This window comes from Noviherbaspirillum suwonense (assembly GCF_900182955.1).
GTDB lineage: Bacteria > Pseudomonadota > Gammaproteobacteria > Burkholderiales > Burkholderiaceae_D > Noviherbaspirillum_A > Noviherbaspirillum_A suwonense.
Map to the genome: position 1 here is coordinate 98,801 of NZ_FXUL01000017.1, position 17,230 is coordinate 116,030.

Here is a 17,230-nt window from a genome sequence, read left to right on the forward strand (position 1 = left end):
ATGACGTTTGACGAAGCATTCGAGCGGGTCATCGGGCACGAGGGCGGCTACACGCCAGGTAAGGGTGACCCGGGGGGCGAGACCAAATTCGGCATTAGCAAACGGTCCTACCCGGGCGAGAACATCCCCGGCATGACGCTGGCCCGGGCTAAGCAGATCTATTTTCGGGATTATTGGGGCCCGGCCGGCTGCGACAGCGTGCCGGCGGCGATTCGCTTCGACCTGTTCGACATGGCGGTCAACTCCGGCGTGCGCGCCGCGGTCAAGTGCCTCCAGGGCGCGGCTGGCGCCGAGCAGGACAGCATCCTCGGACCACGAACCCTCCAGGCGATCGGCGCGCTGGACGGCGCCCGGCTGGCGGCCCGGTTCAACGGCGCGCGCCTGCAGTTCCTGACCGACCTGAGCACCTGGCCAACCTTTTCCCGCGGCTGGGCCCGCCGCATTGCCTCCAACCTGATGAAAGCCTGATATGGATCCCGTGACGATAGCTCTGGCCCTGGCCACCCAGTTCGCACCGAGCATCTTGAAGTACCTGACCAACAGCGACACCGCCGGCGCCGTGGCTGCGCAGGTGATCGACATCGCTAAAACCGTCACCGGCAAAGGGACGATCGGCGAGGCGCGCGCCGTGCTCGAGCTGGATCCGGCAAAGGCGGTGGAGTTCCAGCTGGCGGTCATGCAGAACGATACCGACTTGGCCAAGGCCTACCTGGCCGACATCCAGAACGCCCGGGCGCGCGACATGGCGCTGGCCGCCGCCGGCGTCAAGAACACCCGAGCGAACGCGCTGGCCATCGGCGCGGCCTCGCTGGTGCTGGTGACCCTGGTCATCGTTGTGTGGGCGACCAATATGGACGACTTCGCCAAGGCGACGATCACCCTGATCTGCGGCCGGGCGCTGGGCTGGGTGGAACAGGTGTTTTCGTTCGAGTTCGGCACTACCCGCACCAGCGCCAAGAAGGACGACACGATCAACAATCTGACGAAGTCGTAGCGATGAGCCTGCGCACGCTGTCGAACTGCATTCTCTTCGCGGTCGTCCTGCTGTTCCGCCGGCGTGCCTCAGATGACCGGCGCCGGAAAAAGGGCGTGCCGTCGATGCGTAAGAATGGCGAGTACCTGGTGCTGCGGAAGAGCGACTGGGGGCCATTTCCGCACGTCATGCACGGTCGGATGGGCAACGATGGCAAGATCCGCGTGGTCTCGTACAAGCCGGTGTCGCCCCGGAAGAGGGCGCTGCCGCCGCCGTTGTTTGCCGGGAAAGTCGTGTGGGGGGATGTGCGGAAGAAGCCGGGTGGGCATGGCTAAGTGCAGAAATGCATACTCTGCCGGCAATCACTTTTCCACCAATTTGATGGAGGTGATTTCATGGATTACGCTCGGCATATTCTTTGCGCCACCAACGTGCAATTTAATGCCCGTGTCAAATTCGTCTTGGTATGTGAAAAACATAAGCCCGGCGGGAAACCGCGCCATGTTATTTCGATAGAATCCGACCCCGCGCTTAACTTCGTCGTAAACCCGCGATTCATTTAGTTTTGCAGGCTGATCTTTTTCGATATTGCCCTTCGCATCAAACTCAAGCACCCCATTGTTGCTCGACTCCGAAATCATTAAAGCCTGCACGTTTGTGCCCAGCTTGCGAGCTTTGGCGATTTCCTTGTGGAGAAGATCGCTAGTAGCGGACATCCGGCATTCGAAAATAGAATCAAGCATTGCCTTATCTGATTCTCGATTTTCTGTGCCCTGCAAGACTGAGCCATCGCGGAAAAAGGATAAGCGCTGTCGCAGTTCTCGCATGTTAGACCCCTTGAAAACGCCACATTTTTCCGGATAGCGCATCGATAGCCAGTCCAAAGTTTTCTCGTGCACGCCGTCCAATAAAATCGTTGACAAATAAAAATCGAATGCAACTACGTCATATCCTTTTGGAATGCCGCCGCCGATAAACATATTTCCGGCGCTGTCATAGGTAGTAAGTCGGCCAGTTTTTATAGCCGCTTTCCAAGAATTCCATTCTTTCTTTTCTGCGGGAGCAAGATTTTTGCCGCCGTTTCTATGGTGATTGTCGATAGTAAAAGCGTAAGCGCCAGCGCTTCTGTCTATTTTTGTGGCGAATTCACGGTTAAACATGCCGCTCGCGAAGATTACGCCTAACTTCGAATTGCTTATCCCATGTGAGGCCAGGAATCGTTTAATTTCTGCGCCGGCCCTTTCCAATTCTTTCTTGCTGATGCCATTTAAGTAAGGCTCATCGACCAGAAAGATTGCTCCGATATTTTCTTCGTGCAACTTCATCGCCGGGATGTAGGGGGCCAGCCTCAGACGAATTTCTTTATTGGCCGGCAATACCCTTATTTTGTTGTCAGCCATAGCTGTCAGCCGCTTTTGGTGTGTCTTCCCATCTGGCGTAACGAAAGTTCGGTTCAGGCGGCTGGCCGGCTTGATGTCGGAGAGAAGTAACTCGAAGTCCAGGTGCACTGCAAAATTATGCCCTTTTGCAGATGAAAGACTTTTGCTCAGCTGCTCGACACTTTGAACGTTGATCATCGCAAAGTCAGTTTTCTTCACCACCTCGGCGGGAACGCCGTAAGGAGAAAAGAACCCGATGATTTCAGCGGAGTTCGCGGCGCCGGCAGAGCAGATAGCGGCTGCGATAAAAAATATGTAGCTGGAAAATTTCATGGCGATCACTTCGGACGATGCAGCGGATGGGTGAGAGACGGCGCAACGGATTGGCATTAGGGCGCCGCATTATACTTTTTCCGTTTAGCAATCGCACTTTGTTTGATCTCCGCTGGCCAGAGAAGCTGCCAAGGAATCTAGACCGGGAGGGCGACGGGTAGGTGATCGTCGAGTTTGCGGAAGGATCGAGGGGGATATCGCTGTCTTAAACGGCGCGTCGGCACACCCGCATCTTCCAAAAATTGGAATTCATCTTCCAAAAAAGCAAAAAGCCCAGTCATAAACTGGGCTAAGTGCTTGAATCTTTTGGGGTGGCCGATGGGGCTCGAACCCACGACAACAGGAATCACAATCCTGGACTCTACCAACTGAGCTACGGCCACCGCTGACTGTTTCGCAGCTGTTGCTTGCGAGACAGGGCGCAATTATACAAACAACTTCGCCCGTATGCAAATCTAATCCCTCGTTCCAGCAAGCGAGGCGATCGCGGCGTCGATCCCCAGCAGCGACTTGAATGCGGTGGCCAGCGAACTGGCGCTTCCGGTGGTCCAGCCCTGTACCGAAGCCGGGCGCGCGTCGTCGGCGCGCAGCATCGCATGTTCGGCCAGCACCCGCCGCAACTGTCTTGCGACAGCCTCTCCGGTATCGACGATCGCCACGTCGCGGCCGGCCGCCCGCGTTGCGCAGTCCGCGATCAACGGCAGCAGAAAAGGGTAGTGGGTGCAGCCCAGCACCAGGGTGTCGGCGCCTTCGCGGACCAGCGGATCGACATAACGCTGCACCAGCGCGGCGGTCGCGGCAGAACGCAGTTCGCCTTTCTCGACCTGGTCCGCAAGTCCGCTGCAGGCCTGTGGGATGAAGCGCACGCCGGTTGCCGCGCTCAGCCTTGCTTCCAGCGCCTGGAAACGCGCGCTTGCCAGCGTGCGCTCGGTCGCCAGCACGCCGACCACGCGGCTGGCCGAATGCAGCGCCGCCGGCTTCAGGCCCGGTTCGACGCCCACCACCGGCAGCAACGGGTAGCGCTCGCGAACGGCCGTCACCGCGGCGGCCGTGGCGGTATTGCATGCGACGACCAGCGCCTTGGCGGACTGCGCGGCAAGGAAACCGGCGATCGCCAGGACCCGCTCAATGACCGCCGATTCCGGCTTCCCACCATAGGGTGCGAACGCCGAGTCGGCAAAGTAGGCCAGGTTTTCCATCGGCAGCTGCATGCGGACATGGCGCAGCACCGACAGCCCGCCGAGCCCGGAATCAAAAATGCCTACCGGGGCGTCAACCGCGGCAGGCATCGGATCGTGCGGCAAGGAAAGGACTCAGCTAGGCAATCGACACCGGGATGCGGCTCACGCTGCTGTCTTTCGCAATGCGTTCCTGCCATTCCTTGGGCCCGGTGTTGTGCACCGACACGCCGTTGGAGTCCACCGCCACCGTCACCGGCATGTCCCGCACGTCGAACTCGTAGATGGCTTCCATGCCAAGGTCGTCGAAGCCGACGACCTTCGCGTCCTTGATGGCCTTGGACACCAGATAGGCTGCGCCGCCGACGGCCATCAGGTAAGCCGACTTGTGCTTGCGGATGGATTCGATGGCGACAGGGCCGCGCTCGGCCTTGCCGATCATCGAGATCAGGCCGGTCTGTTCCAGCATCATGTCGGTGAACTTGTCCATCCGCGTTGCGGTGGTCGGGCCGGCCGGTCCCACCGCTTCGTCCCGGACCGGGTCGACCGGGCCAACGTAATAGATCACGCGGTTGGTGAAGTCGACCGGCAATTTCTCGCCCTTGGCCAGCATGTCCTGGATGCGCTTGTGCGCGGCGTCGCGGCCGGTCAGCATCTTGCCGTTCAGGAGCAGCGTCTGGCCCGGCTTCCACGAAGCCACTTCCTCGCGCGTCAGGCTGTTCAGGTCCACGCTCCGCGACTTCTCGGTGTCGGGCATCCACTGCACGTTGGGCCACTCGGACAGCGCCGGCGGCTCGATGTAGCTCGGGCCGGAGCCGTCGAGCGTGAAGTGCGCATGGCGGGTCGCTGCGCAGTTTGGAATCATCGCCACCGGCTTGGACGCCGCATGGGTTGGATACATATTGATCTTCACGTCGAGCACGGTGGTCAGGCCGCCGAGGCCCTGCGCGCCGATGCCCAGCGCATTGACCTTCTGGAACAGCTCGATGCGCAACTCCTCGGTCTTGTTCTGCGGGCCGCGCTTCAACAGGTCGTACATGTCGATGTCTTCCATCAGCGACTCCTTGGCCATCAGCATCGCCTTCTCGGCGCTGCCGCCGATGCCGATGCCCAGCATGCCCGGCGGGCACCAGCCGGCGCCCATGGTCGGCACCGTCTTGAGCACCCAGTCGACCAGCGAGTCCGACGGGTTGAGCATCACGAACTTGGTCTTGTTTTCCGAGCCGCCGCCCTTGGCCGCAACCTGCACGTCGAGCTTGTCGCCCGGCACCACGTCCATGTGGATCACGGCCGGCGTGTTGTCCTTGGTGTTCTTGCGCTCGAACTGCGGGTCGGCCACGATGGAGGCGCGCAGCATGTTGTCCGGGTTGTTGTAGCCGCGGCGCACGCCTTCGTTGATGGCGTCATGGATCGAGCCCGAGAAGCCTTCGAAGCGCACGTCCATGCCGATTTTCAGGAAGACGTTGACGATGCCGGTGTCCTGGCAAATGGGCCGCTTGCCCTCGGCGCACATGCGCGAATTGGTCAGGATCTGCGCAATCGCATCCTTGGCCGCCGGGCTTTGCTCAAACTCATAGGCGCGTGCCAGGTGCTGGATATAGTCGACCGGGTGGTAGTAGCTGATGTACTGCAACGCGGCGGCAATCGATTCGATCAGGTCGTCCTGCTTGATGACGGTGGTCATGATGGTTTCCTCGGGAGTCAGTGTTGGTTGCGGTCGGCGTTCGCAGTCTGCGACATGATGCGGTCGCTGTAAGCGATCGCCAGCGCGGAAATCAGGAACACGATATGGATGCCGGTCTGCGCCAGCAGGGTTTTTTCATCGTAGGCGCGGGCGTTGATGAAGGTCTTGAGCAGGTGGATCGACGAGATGCCGATGATGGCCGTGCTCAGCTTGACCTTCAGCACGGTCGCATTGACATGCGACAGCCATTCGGGCTGGTCGGGATGGGTTTCGAGGTTCATCCGCGACACGAAGGTCTCGTAGCCGCCGACGATCACCATGATCAGCAGGTTGGAAATCATGACCACGTCGATCAGTCCAAGCACGACCAGCATGATGGTGGTCTCGGTCAGCTTGCTCGGCCGAGGCGCGCCTTCGACCGTGACGGCGTCCAGGATATGGTTGAGCGATCCGACATTGCCCATGACCGCGCCGATCAGGTCGGAAAGCTCGATCCAGAAATGGTAAACATAGACGCATTGGGCCAGGATGAGGCCAAGGTAGAGCGGCAGTTGCAGCCAGCGGCTCATGAAGATAAAGCGGGCCAGCGGCCCGATCGGTTTCGTTACCTGATTCTCTGGGTTGTTAGGTGTTGTCATCTAATTTGTAAGCCGTATCGATCCGGCGCACGCGCGCCGCCGGCATTCTACACCGCCACGGGGCCGGGCAATCGCATCGCCGCGGCGCGGGAAGTCTAATATTATGCAAGTGTCAATGTAAGCAAAGAGTAAGTCCCGCCCACTATCTTGACGGTCAAACTTCCCCATCAAGCAGGAGACAAGCATGGCAGATATTCAAACGCTGAAAGAGGAAAGCCGCGTTTTTCCTCCCCCGGCAGACATGATGAAACACGCGGCCATTTCCGGCATGGAAGCCTACCAGGCGCTATGCGACGAGGCCGAGCGCGACTACGAAGGCTTCTGGGCGCGCCTAGCCCGTGAAAACCTGTCCTGGCAGACCCCGTTCACCAAGACGCTCGACGAGTCCGACGCGCCATTCTATAAATGGTTTTCCGACGGCAAGCTCAACGTCTCCTACAACTGCCTCGACCGGAACCTCGACAACGGCAATGCCGACAAGACAGCCATCATCTTCGAGGCCGACGGCGGCGAGGTCACCAGGCTGACCTACCGCGAGCTTCACGGCCGCGTCTGCCAGTTCGCCAACGGCCTGAAGTCGCTCGGCATCAGGAAGGGCGACCGGGTCGTGATCTACATGCCGATGTCGGTCGAGGGCGTCGTCGCGATGCAGGCCTGCGCCCGGATCGGGGCGACGCATTCGGTCGTCTTCGGCGGCTTTTCCGCGAAGTCGCTGCAGGAACGCATCGTCGATGCCGGCGCAGTGGCCGTCATTACCGCCGACGAGCAGGTGCGCGGCGGCAAGCACCTGCCGCTGAAGGCCATCGTCGACGACGCCTTTGCGCTGGGCGGCTGCGACGCGGTGCGCAACGTGGTGGTCTACCAGCGCACCAGCGGCAAGATCAACTGGCAGCAGGGGCGCGACCTGTGGATGCATGAACTGGCGGCCAGCCAGCCGTCGGCGTGCGAGCCGGAATGGGTGGATGCCGAGCATCCGCTGTTCATTCTTTATACATCCGGCTCCACCGGCACGCCCAAGGGCGTCCAGCATTCGTCGGGCGGCTATCTGCTGTGGGCGATGCTGACGATGAAGTGGACCTTCGACGTCAAGCCGAGCGATGTCTTCTGGTGCACCGCCGACATCGGCTGGGTCACCGGCCACAGCTATATTGCCTACGGCCCGCTGGCCGCCGGCTGCACCGAGGTCGTCTTCGAAGGCGTGCCGACCTACCCCGATGCCGGCCGCTTCTGGGACATGATCGCCCGCCACAAGGTGTCGATCTTCTATACCGCGCCGACCGCGATCCGCTCGCTGATCAAGGCCGCCGATGCGAACCCGGCCGTGCATCCCGACCGATACGACCTGTCCAGCCTGCGCCTGCTGGGTTCGGTCGGCGAGCCGATCAATCCGGAAGCATGGATGTGGTACTACAAGAACATCGGCCACGAGAAGTGCCCGATCGTCGATACCTTCTGGCAGACCGAGACCGGCGGCCACATGATCACGCCGCTGCCGGGCGCCACGCCGATGGTCCCGGGTTCATGCACCTTGCCGCTGCCGGGCATCATGGCCGCGATCGTCGACGAGACAGGCCAGGACCTGCCGAACGGGCAGGGCGGCATCCTGGTCGTGAAACGGCCCTGGCCGTCGATGATCCGGACCATCTGGAACGATCCGGCGCGATTCAGGAAGAGTTATTTTCCCGAGGAGCTGGGCGGCAAGACCTACCTTGCCGGCGACGGCGCGATCCGCAACAAGGACACCGGCTACTTTACCATCACCGGCCGCATCGACGACGTGCTGAACGTCTCTGGCCACCGGATGGGCACGATGGAAATCGAGTCGGCGCTGGTTGCGCATCCGATGGTGGCCGAAGCGGCGGTGGTCGGCAAGCCGGACGAAACCACGGGCGAGTCGATCTGCGCCTTCGTGGTGCTCAAGCGTCCGCGGCCGGAAGGCGACGAGGCCAGGCAGATCGCCAAGGAACTGCGGGACTGGGTCGGCAAGGAAATCGGCCCGATCGCCAAGCCCAAGGAACTGCGCTTCGGCGACAACCTGCCCAAGACCCGCTCCGGCAAGATCATGCGCCGGCTGCTGCGGGTGCTGGCCAAGGGCGAGGAAATCACCCAGGACATCTCGACGCTGGAGAACCCGGCCATCCTTGAGCAACTGAAGCACGCGATCTAGGTCCATGCCCCACAAACCGCCGCGTTTCCTGCGCGGCGGTTTATTTATCGTCTGTTGAACGGGGCAGGGGCGACGCGATCCGGTTTTCAGCCGGTTCAAAAACGACGTGTGTTTTAAAGAAATTTTGCTATAATCTGCGCCTTCGTCGGGCAGCGCCGGTCATGCCGCGCTGCCGTCAGATGCAGGAGAGATGGATGAGTGGTTTAAGTCGCACGCCTGGAAAGCGTGTATAGGTTCATAGCCTATCCGGGGTTCGAATCCCCGTCTCTCCGCCAGAATACAACAAGCCCCGTCAGGGGCTTTTTGCATTGTGGGGAGAGAAGAGCGCGCATCGGATAGATAAGAAAAGCAAAAGCCCCTGACGGGGCTTTTGCTTTTTGCGCATCAGGCAAGGGCCGTGACAGCCCCGGCAATCAGCGTCCCGCGCCCAGATTTGCCTGAACGTTGATGTGCTGCTGTACCAGGCTCGACACGGTGCTGTTCTGGCTGGCCAGCACGATGCCGGCGGCTGACTGGCCGGTGGTCGCCATCGCATTCGACATGTCGAAAAGGCCGCCGTTGACTGAGCTGGCGCCGCCCGCGCTGCCGACGCCGCCGGTGCCGACGCCGCCGGCGCCGCCCTGCGCAGTCCGGGTGCCGCCGTCACCGCCCGCGCCGCCCGTGGTGCCATTGCCGCCGGCGCCGCCCGCGCCGCCCGCACCGGCCGTGGCGCCGCCATTGGTCGCGCTGCCGTTGCTTGCCTGCGCGCCGGTTCCGCCGTTGCCGGCTGTGTTGAGCGCCGCGCCGCTGCCGCCGCCATTGCCCCCGGCGCCGCCCGCTGCGCCGGTGCCGCCCGTGCTGGCGACACTGCCGCTGGCTGCGCCATTGCCGCCGTTGCCGGAGGTTGCCGTCCCGCCGCTGCCGCCGGCGCCGCTCGATGCCGCGCTGGCTACGCCGCCGGCGCTGCTGCTGGCCGCGCCGCCTGCGCCGCCCGAACCGCCATTGCCGCCGCCGCCCGCCGTGGTTGCGCCGCCGGCGCCGGTATTGCTGGTGGAGGTCCCGCTGCCGCCCGTGCCGGAAGTGCCGCCATTGCCGCCGTCCGGAACATTGTTTGCGACGGTCACGCCACCGGTACCTGCGCCGCCCGCGCCGCCGGTGCCGCCTGCGCCGCCGCCGCCGGCCGCGGCCACGCCGCTGTTGCCGCCGGTCTGGCCGCCGGTGTTGCCCGACGATCCGCCGCCAGCGCCAACGGTCGCGCCGCTCGTGCCGCCGCTGCCGCCCGCGCCGCTGGCGACCGTGCCGCCTGCGCCGCCCGCACCGCCGATGCCGCCCGCACCGCCTGCGCCACCCACGCCGCTGCTGGCATTCGTGGCTGCGCCGCCTGCGCCACCCGCGCCAGCCGCGGTGCTGCCATTGGTCGCGCGTCCATTGGTCGCCGTGCCGCCGGTCGAGCCGATTGCGCCGGTGCCGGCAGTCGCCGTCGCGCCGTTGCCGCCCCTGCCCGAAGCGTTGCCGCCGGTCGCGCTTCCGCCTACGCCCGTTCCGCCGGTGCCGCCGTTTGCCGAACCATTATTGGTGGCCGTGTTGCCGATCTGGCTGGCGGGACTGCGGGTCACGGTGCCGGCCAGCGCGCTGGTAGCGGTTGCAGTCGCAACATTGAATGCGTTGTTGAAGTTGGACGTCGCGCCGTTGCTGGTCGCTGCGCTGAGTTCCCCGCTGGCCGTGGCCGCGCCCGATGCCTGGTTCGTGCGGGTGTCCAGCGTTGCGGTGGAGCTCTCGTTCGCCAGCGCGCCCGCCGTGCCGCTGCCACCTTGCGTCGACGTTGCCGTCGCTGCCTGGTTGCCAGTGGTGGTGCTGGCGCCGGCCGTGGTGCCGGTGCCGGTGCCGCCGGTGTTGACGGGATTGGCATAAGCCTGCCCGGCCAGGCCAAAGGCGAGCGAAATCGCGGTCGCCATCAGTGTTTTTTTCATATGGTCTCCAGTGTTTTTGATTCGGGGCCAGTCGCGATTGCTTGGGCAAGCAATCAACCGGGGATGCCATGCAAAAAAGATGCCATATTGATACGGAATCGCTTTGCTACGCGTGCGCCATGGGGAAAAGCGGCCTTTTCCACCGCGTTGCGCTCGACTGCCGTAATCTCCAGGCGTCGCCGGTGCGGCTAAAGCGGGAAAAGCTGTAACACCAGGCTGACATATTGAATGCCGATTTCAAGCGCACACGGGTAGCTGCAGGGCAGGGCGTCCTTGGATCTCGCTGGAATTCCCGGGGACCGCTGTCACAACCATGTGACACATCCAGCCTGGTTTTTCGATGCGGAGGCCCCCGTAGCGGGCCGGGCTAGCATGCTGCCGCTATAAAGCCCGTCCAAATGGCGCATTCAGCGTCACAAGGAGGCGGTATCACATGGGTGTGACAGTCGTTCCCGGCGAGCAAATCAAGCTCGCTTTACACCCCGGTCATGGTCCTGCTTTCATGCGGCTTGATGTTCCGGAACGCCATACTTCATGGCCTCGCCCAAGCCACTCCACTTAACCCCAGCGCCCGTCAATGCCGGTGGCGTCCCTGCACATCGCGATCGATATCGATCACGTTCCAGCCCAGCTGACGCCGGATTTCCTCCTGCGTCGGCGGCGGCTTGTGCTCGGCCTGCCGGCGGCCCATGTACTCCCGGACCTGCTCCTTGGTTGGTTTTATCGTCTTGAACATTTGCCACTTCCTTCGTGGATAACGTGACAGGCACGTTGCGTCCTCAACCCGGCGCCGCCATCGCAGGCGGAACACCGTCGGGGGCCGACTATCAGATGGCAGCAGGCGGCGGTAAGAAAAGAAGCAAACTGTTACCGCGTATTACGCGATGCGCGCCGGCTGGCATGAGTGTCGGCCCGGACCATGCAAACGGTTGCGGACGCGGCCAAGCCGGGGCGCCAGCGCCTGTGCGGCCGGATGCATGAAGCGGCGCATCCGCAGCGCGCCAGCCGCTGCGCCAGGCTATATCTGCCGCAACTGCCTGAGCTGGTACTCGCGCTCGCTCAGATACCAGTCCAGCCGGCGGCGGGCCTCGGCCGGATCGGGAGGCGGGTGGCCTGGCGGAGCCTCGTCTTTCAACCATTTGCGCTCTTGCTTGTCAGATGGCTTGCTCAACCCGTCCATGGCAGTCCTCCTGCTTCAAAACGTACGTCGATGCGTCAAATATGTGCCCGGGCCTGTGCCGGCGTTTGACGGAGATCAGAAATGCGCGGGCGTTAATCCGCAGCTGATTTAAATACAACATTGCCGGCGCTGCCGTTATCGGGGGATATGCCGAATAAGGCGGCCATGGGACGTTTGTGTGCTTTGCGCGCCGGTCGGCACGAGCAGCGCCGGCCTGGATGCACTCTTTGCGCCTTTACCATCCGCCGCCGTTGCCGCCGCTCGGAATCGCCATGCCCGTGCTACCATTTTTTTTTCATTCTGCGAAAGCATAACCATGCCAAATATCCGCATTTCCCCGACCGAAGTGCAAGTCGACGACACCATCTACACCTTTGAAAGCGCCGGCGTGGCCGATGACTTCGAGGCCTGCGTGGCCACGGTCGATGTCAGCCACTGCGTATCCAAATACCTGTCCATCGACAAGCGCAGCGCACATCCGCTTGCGCCGGACGATGAATTTCCAGTCGATTAGCGCAACGTCATGAAAGGCCCGGTGAGGATACAATACCAACATTCTCACAGGAAATTTCATGATCCGCAGCGCCACCGCTGCAGACGCCCAGGCGATCTGCTCGATCTATAACCACTTCATCCTCCAGTCCACGGCCACGTTCGAGGAAGCCGCGATCACGGCCCACGAGATGGCCGCGCGCATTGCCGCCATCGTTCCCCGCCTGCCTTTCCTGGTGGCCGAGCTCGACGGCGCAGTGGCCGGCTATGCCTATGCGGCGCCCTGGAAAACCCGCAGCGCCTATCGCCACACGGTCGAAAGCTCGGTCTACATCGCGCCGCAGCTCGGCGGCATGGGACTGGGCTCGCGGCTGTACCAGGCGCTGCTGCAGGACCTGCGCGGCCGCGACGTCCATGCGGTGCTGGCGGGAATAGCATTGCCCAACAGCGCCAGCATCGGCCTGCATGAAGCTTTCGGTTTCACGCAGGTCGGCCAGATGCGGGAAGTGGGGCACAAGTTCGGGCAGTGGCTGGACGTGGGCTACTGGCAGCTGACGCTCGCGCCGCAGCGCTGATGCCCGCAGTCCGGATGCCTGCCGCTTCCATCCCGGCCTTTGCGCCAGGCGTCGCCCTGACCTCGGCCAGCCCGGTCAACTTCCGCTTCCTGACCGTATTCAAGGGACTGGCCGCGCAGCTCATCGTGCTGCACCACCTGGCATTCTATGGGCCGATGTCGGACCATGTGCGTCCGTACGCGCCGCTGATGATAGGCTGGCTCGACGCGCATGGGCGGCTGGCGGTGCAGGTGTTCCTGGTCATCGGCGGCTTTCTCGCGGCGCGTTCCTTTTCCAGCGACGGCATGGCGCCCGCGCAGAGCAGCGTGCTTGCCAGGGTCGCGCGCCGCTACCTGTCGCTTGCGCCACCGTTCATGGCCGCGATCCTGCTGACGGTCGGCGCTTCGGCCTGGGCGCGCAGCTGGATGACCCATGACTCGATTTCCGCCGCGCCCACGCTGGCGCAGCTGGCCGCCCATGCGCTGATGCTGCAGGGCGTGCTTGGCTATGACGCGCTGTCGGCCGGCGCCTGGTACGTGGCCATCGACTTCCAGCTCTATACGCTGTTTGCGCTGCTGGCCTGGGCTTCCAGCCGCGCATGCCGCGGCTGGCCTGGCGCGCGGGCCTGGCTGTTGCCGGCAGCGGTGTGCGTGGCGATGTGCTGTTCGCTGTTCTGGTACAACCGCGACGATCACTTCGATGTCTGGGCGCTGTATTTTTTCGGGAGCTACGGCCTGGGCGCGCTGGCGTACTGGGTCGGCGCGCCCGGCAGTTCGACCGGGCCGCGGCAGCGGCTGCTGATGCTGGCATTGCTGGCGCCGTCGATGGCGTCGCTGGCGCTGGACTTCCGGAGCCGGATCGCGCTGGCGCTGGCGCTGGCCGCCGTCATCGCCTGGGCGGCGCGGCAGCCGTCGCGCGGCGCACTGGCGGCGCCCGCGGTGCTGCTCTGGCTGGGACGCATTTCCTATTCGATATTCCTGGTGCACTTTGCGGTCTGCCTGGTGGTCAATGCCGGCTTCACCCGGTTTGCCCCGGCGTCCGCAGGCTGGCAGGCTTCCGGCATGCTGGCGGCATGGGCGGCGAGCGTGCTTGCCGGCGCGATGTTTCATGCGCTGGTCGAAGCGCCGCTGGCCCGGCGCATGACGCACTGGCGGGCTGCCGCCGTGTCAATGCCCATGAGCGGCGACCGGCCCGTGCCGTTGAACTGATCTCGCAGCGGCCAAGCCGCCGCACTACTGGAGCACTGTGGACCATCCCGGAAATACATCGACAATCAAGCAGGCCGACGCGGCGCAGCCCGCGATCGCGCTTGCCTTCGCCAACCGGCGCCAGGCGCTGGCACGCCAGCCCTGGGTCAGCTATGCGCTGGTCCTGATCAATGTCGCCGTCTGGCTGCTGACCCTCGTGTCCGGCGCGGCGCTGATGCAGGCGCCGGCCGACAAGATGCTGGTCTGGGGCGGCAATGCCGCGTCCGAAGTGCAGCGCGGCGAATGGTGGCGCCTGCTGACCGCGGTGTTCCTGCACAACGGGCTGATGCACGTGGCGATGAACATGGCGGCGCTGCTGTGCACTGGCCCCACGGTGGAGCGGGTCTACGGCAGCCGCCGCTTCATCCTGCTGTATCTCGGCGCCGGCCTGGCCGGCAGCGCATTGAGCCTGCATTTCTCGGCGCAGCACTCGACCGCGGTCGGCGCCTCGGGCGCGGTGTTCGGCGTGGCCGGCGCGCTGCTGGTGGCGGCGCTGCGCCATCGGCGCTTCCTGCCGACCATGCTCAGCTTCTACACGCTGGGCGGCATCGGCCTGCTGCTGCTCGACGCGATGGTGCGCGGCTTCGGCAGCGAGCGCGTGGACAATGCGGCGCACGTCGGCGGGCTGCTGGTCGGCGCGCTGCTGGCGCTGATCCTGCCCGAACGCATCAGCGGCCGGCACGATGCGCGCCAGGCCCGCTGGCGCACCGCGGCGGCAGGCGCAGCGGCGCTCGCCATCACCGCTGCGGTGGCGCTGGCCGCGCCGCCGGCCAAGGTGGATGTGCGCAGCGCGTTCGAGGCCGGCGCGACGATGGAACGCGCGCTGCGCGAGTTCGACATGGTGATGGGGCGCCTCGCGCTTGAAGAGAAGGCGGCCAATGCCGGCCGCATGAGCCAGCCGATGCGCGCGGACCGGCAGCGCCAGGTCCATGGGCCGGCGTTCCGCAAGATAGGCGCCGACCTCGCGGCCGTCCGCTTGCCGCCGGCGGACCCGCGGGCGGCGGTGCTGCGGGACCTGCAGCGGATGGCCGCGCTGATGGAAGAGCTGGCGGCGATGCCGGCCGCATTTTCGAAAGGCAATGAGCGGGTCGAGCCGGCCGATCCTGCCCGCCATGCCGCGATACTGATAGAGGTGCGCCAGCTGCGCATGCGCATCCTCAACTGGCAGCGTGCGCATGCGCCGGCCAGGCCGTAATGCCGCCCGACGGCTTGCGCGCGGGTTCGGGACTCCACTACAATCGATCCGGATGGGGCGGTAGCTCAGCTGGGAGAGCGTCGCGTTCGCAATGCGAAGGTCGGGAGTTCGATCCTCCTCCGCTCCACCACAAAAAAGACAAGGAATAACCCGATGCATGCGATCTCCGCGCCCATGTCCTTGTCCCGACAGCTGCTCGGCCTGCTGGCCTGGCTCGCCGCCTGTTTCGCCGCTGCCGGCCTCGGCGCGCTGGCTTCGGTCAATGCCGGCACCTTTTACCAGGAACTGCTGCGCCCGTCCTGGGCGCCTCCCGGCTGGCTGTTCGGCCCGGTATGGAGCGTCCTCTACTTCAGCATGGGCATCGCGGCCTGGCTCGCATGGCGCGAGCGCGGCCTGCGCGGCATGGGCGTCGCCGCCCTGGTATTCCTCGCGCAACTGGCGGTCAATGCATTGTGGAGCTGGCTGTTCTTCGCATGGCGCCAGGGCGGCCTGGCCTTCGCCGAAGTGCTGGTGCTGCTGGCGCTGATTGCCGGGACGGTCGTCGCGTTCTGGCGCATCAGGCCGCTCGCAGGCATGCTGCTGCTGCCCTACCTGGCCTGGGTCAGCTTCGCCAGCGTGCTCAATTTCGCGACCTGGCGGCTCAACCCGCAATTGCTGGGGCAGGGCGTCGGCGGCTGAATCGGGGACGCGCCGATCCGCACCGCGGCCCGGCGTCGATGCATGCGTCGATCCCTGCCGATTCCTGCGCCAGCAGGAGGCATCCGGCGTCGATTTCGCCCCATAACAAGGAGCGGTCCGCACTGTCCGCGCACATCGCAAAATCTTCCCGCAAAACAGTCCTCCGGGTCATTGTGGTTTCTGCCGCCAGTCAATAAACTTGCCGCCGTAGAACACAACCTCAACCCGCCGCCCGGCTTGGCTTGCCAGACCTGGCTGCATCTCCGGAGAACAAGAATGGGATATTTCCCGCAATGGCGTGTGCGGCAAGGGAGCGACGCCGCCCAGGGCCAGGTGATCAGCACGGATGAGCGCCTGCCGTGGCCGCAGACGATCGCGATGGGCCTGCAGCACGTGGTCGCGATGTTCGGCGCCACCGTGCTGGCGCCGCTGCTGATGGGTTTCGATCCCAACCTGGCGATCTTCATGTCGGGCATCGGCACCCTGCTGTTCTTCGTCTTCGTCGGCGGCCGCGTGCCCAGCTACCTCGGGTCGAGCTTCGCCTTCATCGGGCTGGTGATCCTGGTCTCGGGCTACAGCGGGCAGGGGCCCAACACCAATCTCGGCGTGGCGCTCGGCGGCATCATCGCCTGCGGCGCGCTGTATGCATTGATCGGCCTGCTGGTCAGCGCCATCGGCACCGGCTGGATCGAGAAGCTGATGCCGCCGGTGGTGACCGGCGCGGTGGTCGCGGTGATCGGCCTTAACCTGGCGCCGATCGCGGTCAAGGGCGTGACCGGCAATAACTTCGACGCCTGGATGGCGCTCGTGACCGTGCTGTGCGTCGGCGCCGTCGCGGTCTTCAGCCGCGGCATGGTGCAAAGGCTGCTGATCCTGATCGGCCTGCTGCTGGCCTACGTGGTCTATGCGCTGCTGACCAATGGCGCCGGGCTCGGCAAGCCGATCGACTTTGCGATCGTCGCCAATGCGGCCTGGTTCGGCATGCCGAAGTTCGTCGCGCCGGTGTTCAAGGCCGACGCGATGGCGCTGCTTGCGCCGGTGGCCATCATCCTGGTGGCCGAGAACCTCGGCCACATCAAGGCCGTCAGCGCCATGACCGGCAAGAACCTCGACCGCTACATGGGCCGCGCCTTCCTCGGCGACGGCGTTGCCACCATGCTCTCGGGCAGCCTGGGCGGCACCGGCCTGACCACCTATGCGGAAAACATCGGCGTGATGGCGGTGACACGCATCTACTCGACGCTGGTGTTCGTCGTCGCCGCGCTGATCGCCATCGTGCTCGGCTTCTCGCCGAAGTTCGGCGCGGTGATCCAGACCATACCGGGCGCGGTGCTGGGCGGCGTGTCCATCGTGGTGTTCGGCCTGATCGCGGTTTCCGGCGCGCGCATCTGGGTCGAGAACCGTGTCGATTTCTCGGACAACCGCAACCTCATCGTCGCCGCGGTGACGCTGGTGCTGGGCGCCGGCGACTTCACGCTCAAGCTCGGCCAGTTCGCGCTCGGCGGCATCGGCACCGCGACCTTCGGCGCGATCATCCTGCACGCGATCCTGTCGTCGCGCGCGGCAGGACGCAGGTAAGAGGC

General features: G+C 64.3%; 17 protein-coding genes and 3 tRNA genes. 12 read left to right on the forward strand and 8 right to left on the reverse strand.

All coding sequences use genetic code 11. The annotated features are described in order from the left end of the window. From QOL82_RS19705 to QOL82_RS19715, 3 genes are read left to right on the forward strand one after another with little or no spacing between them, the layout of a single operon-like run. Positions 1-468, forward strand: coding sequence for a glycoside hydrolase family 108 protein (locus QOL82_RS19705; protein WP_283444015.1), 468 nt, complete (start codon positions 1-3; stop codon positions 466-468). A 10-nt stretch (positions 469-478) separates the two neighbouring features. Beyond that, on the forward strand, positions 479-994 hold the full coding sequence (locus QOL82_RS19710) for a hypothetical protein (RefSeq protein WP_283444016.1): 516 nt from the start codon (positions 479-481) through the stop codon (positions 992-994). Between the two features lie 2 nt (positions 995-996). Beyond that, the gene (locus QOL82_RS19715; RefSeq protein WP_283444017.1) at positions 997-1,308 is read left to right on the forward strand and encodes a hypothetical protein; all 312 of its coding nucleotides are present in this window, start codon (positions 997-999) and stop codon (positions 1,306-1,308) included. A gap of 27 nt (positions 1,309-1,335) precedes the next feature. On the opposite strand, the gene QOL82_RS19720 is transcribed toward QOL82_RS19715, so the two are convergent. The 5 genes from QOL82_RS19720 to QOL82_RS19740 all read right to left on the reverse strand — a co-directional run bounded on the left by QOL82_RS19720 (position 1,336) and on the right by QOL82_RS19740 (position 6,185). Then, positions 1,336-2,685 (reverse strand): hypothetical protein, encoded by a 1,350-nt coding sequence (locus tag QOL82_RS19720; protein ID WP_283444018.1) that lies wholly within the window; start codon positions 2,683-2,685, stop codon positions 1,336-1,338. Positions 2,686-2,992: 307 nt separating this feature from the next. After that, positions 2,993-3,068, reverse strand: a tRNA-His gene (locus QOL82_RS19725). A 72-nt stretch (positions 3,069-3,140) separates the two neighbouring features. Next, positions 3,141-3,974: a glutamate racemase gene (gene murI, locus QOL82_RS19730; protein ID WP_283444019.1), complete on the reverse strand. Its 834-nt coding sequence runs from the start codon at positions 3,972-3,974 to the stop codon at positions 3,141-3,143. A gap of 28 nt (positions 3,975-4,002) precedes the next feature. Next, positions 4,003-5,547 (reverse strand): fumarate hydratase, encoded by a 1,545-nt coding sequence (locus QOL82_RS19735; protein WP_283444020.1) that lies wholly within the window; start codon positions 5,545-5,547, stop codon positions 4,003-4,005. A 17-nt stretch (positions 5,548-5,564) separates the two neighbouring features. Further along, complete coding sequence (locus QOL82_RS19740; RefSeq protein WP_430438516.1) at positions 5,565-6,185, reverse strand: YqhA family protein; 621 nt, start codon at positions 6,183-6,185, stop codon at positions 5,565-5,567. Between the two features lie 184 nt (positions 6,186-6,369). Here QOL82_RS19740 and acs point away from each other — a divergent pair, with 184 nt between their 5' ends. Both acs and QOL82_RS19750 read left to right on the forward strand, forming a co-directional pair. Next, positions 6,370-8,352 (forward strand): acetate--CoA ligase, encoded by a 1,983-nt coding sequence (acs, locus tag QOL82_RS19745; protein WP_283444021.1) that lies wholly within the window; start codon positions 6,370-6,372, stop codon positions 8,350-8,352. Positions 8,353-8,536: 184 nt separating this feature from the next. After that, positions 8,537-8,627, forward strand: a tRNA-Ser gene (locus QOL82_RS19750). 138 nt (positions 8,628-8,765) lie between these two features. On the opposite strand, the gene QOL82_RS19755 is transcribed toward QOL82_RS19750, so the two are convergent. From QOL82_RS19755 to QOL82_RS19765, 3 genes are all read right to left on the reverse strand, one after another. Next, on the reverse strand, positions 8,766-10,301 hold the full coding sequence (locus QOL82_RS19755) for a hypothetical protein (protein WP_283444022.1): 1,536 nt from the start codon (positions 10,299-10,301) through the stop codon (positions 8,766-8,768). A 574-nt stretch (positions 10,302-10,875) separates the two neighbouring features. After that, entirely contained in the window at positions 10,876-11,037 is a 162-nt protein-coding gene (locus QOL82_RS19760) for a hypothetical protein (protein WP_283444023.1), read from the reverse strand. A gap of 282 nt (positions 11,038-11,319) precedes the next feature. Further along, a complete protein-coding gene (locus QOL82_RS19765) occupies positions 11,320-11,481 on the reverse strand; it encodes a hypothetical protein (protein ID WP_283444024.1) in 162 nt (53 codons plus the stop codon). 316 nt (positions 11,482-11,797) lie between these two features. Here QOL82_RS19765 and QOL82_RS19770 point away from each other — a divergent pair, with 316 nt between their 5' ends. The 7 genes from QOL82_RS19770 (at position 11,798) to QOL82_RS19800 (ending at position 17,225) form a co-directional block, all read left to right on the forward strand. Further along, entirely contained in the window at positions 11,798-11,995 is a 198-nt protein-coding gene (locus tag QOL82_RS19770; RefSeq protein ID WP_283444025.1) for a hypothetical protein, read from the forward strand. A 58-nt stretch (positions 11,996-12,053) separates the two neighbouring features. Continuing rightward, the gene (locus tag QOL82_RS19775; protein WP_283444026.1) at positions 12,054-12,548 is read left to right on the forward strand and encodes an arsinothricin resistance N-acetyltransferase ArsN1 family B; all 495 of its coding nucleotides are present in this window, start codon (positions 12,054-12,056) and stop codon (positions 12,546-12,548) included. A 14-nt stretch (positions 12,549-12,562) separates the two neighbouring features. Further along, on the forward strand, positions 12,563-13,735 hold the full coding sequence (locus QOL82_RS19780; RefSeq protein ID WP_283444027.1) for an acyltransferase family protein: 1,173 nt from the start codon (positions 12,563-12,565) through the stop codon (positions 13,733-13,735). Between the two features lie 37 nt (positions 13,736-13,772). After that, entirely contained in the window at positions 13,773-14,969 is a 1,197-nt protein-coding gene (locus tag QOL82_RS19785) for a rhomboid family intramembrane serine protease (protein WP_283444028.1), read from the forward strand. Between the two features lie 54 nt (positions 14,970-15,023). Then, positions 15,024-15,099 (forward strand) — tRNA-Ala (locus QOL82_RS19790). Between the two features lie 23 nt (positions 15,100-15,122). After that, positions 15,123-15,647, forward strand: a complete 525-nt coding sequence (locus tag QOL82_RS19795) for a TspO/MBR family protein (protein WP_283444029.1) — start codon at positions 15,123-15,125, stop codon at positions 15,645-15,647. Positions 15,648-15,923: 276 nt separating this feature from the next. After that, the gene (locus QOL82_RS19800) at positions 15,924-17,225 is read left to right on the forward strand and encodes a solute carrier family 23 protein (protein ID WP_283444030.1); all 1,302 of its coding nucleotides are present in this window, start codon (positions 15,924-15,926) and stop codon (positions 17,223-17,225) included. Positions 17,226-17,230: the final 5 nt, after the last annotated feature.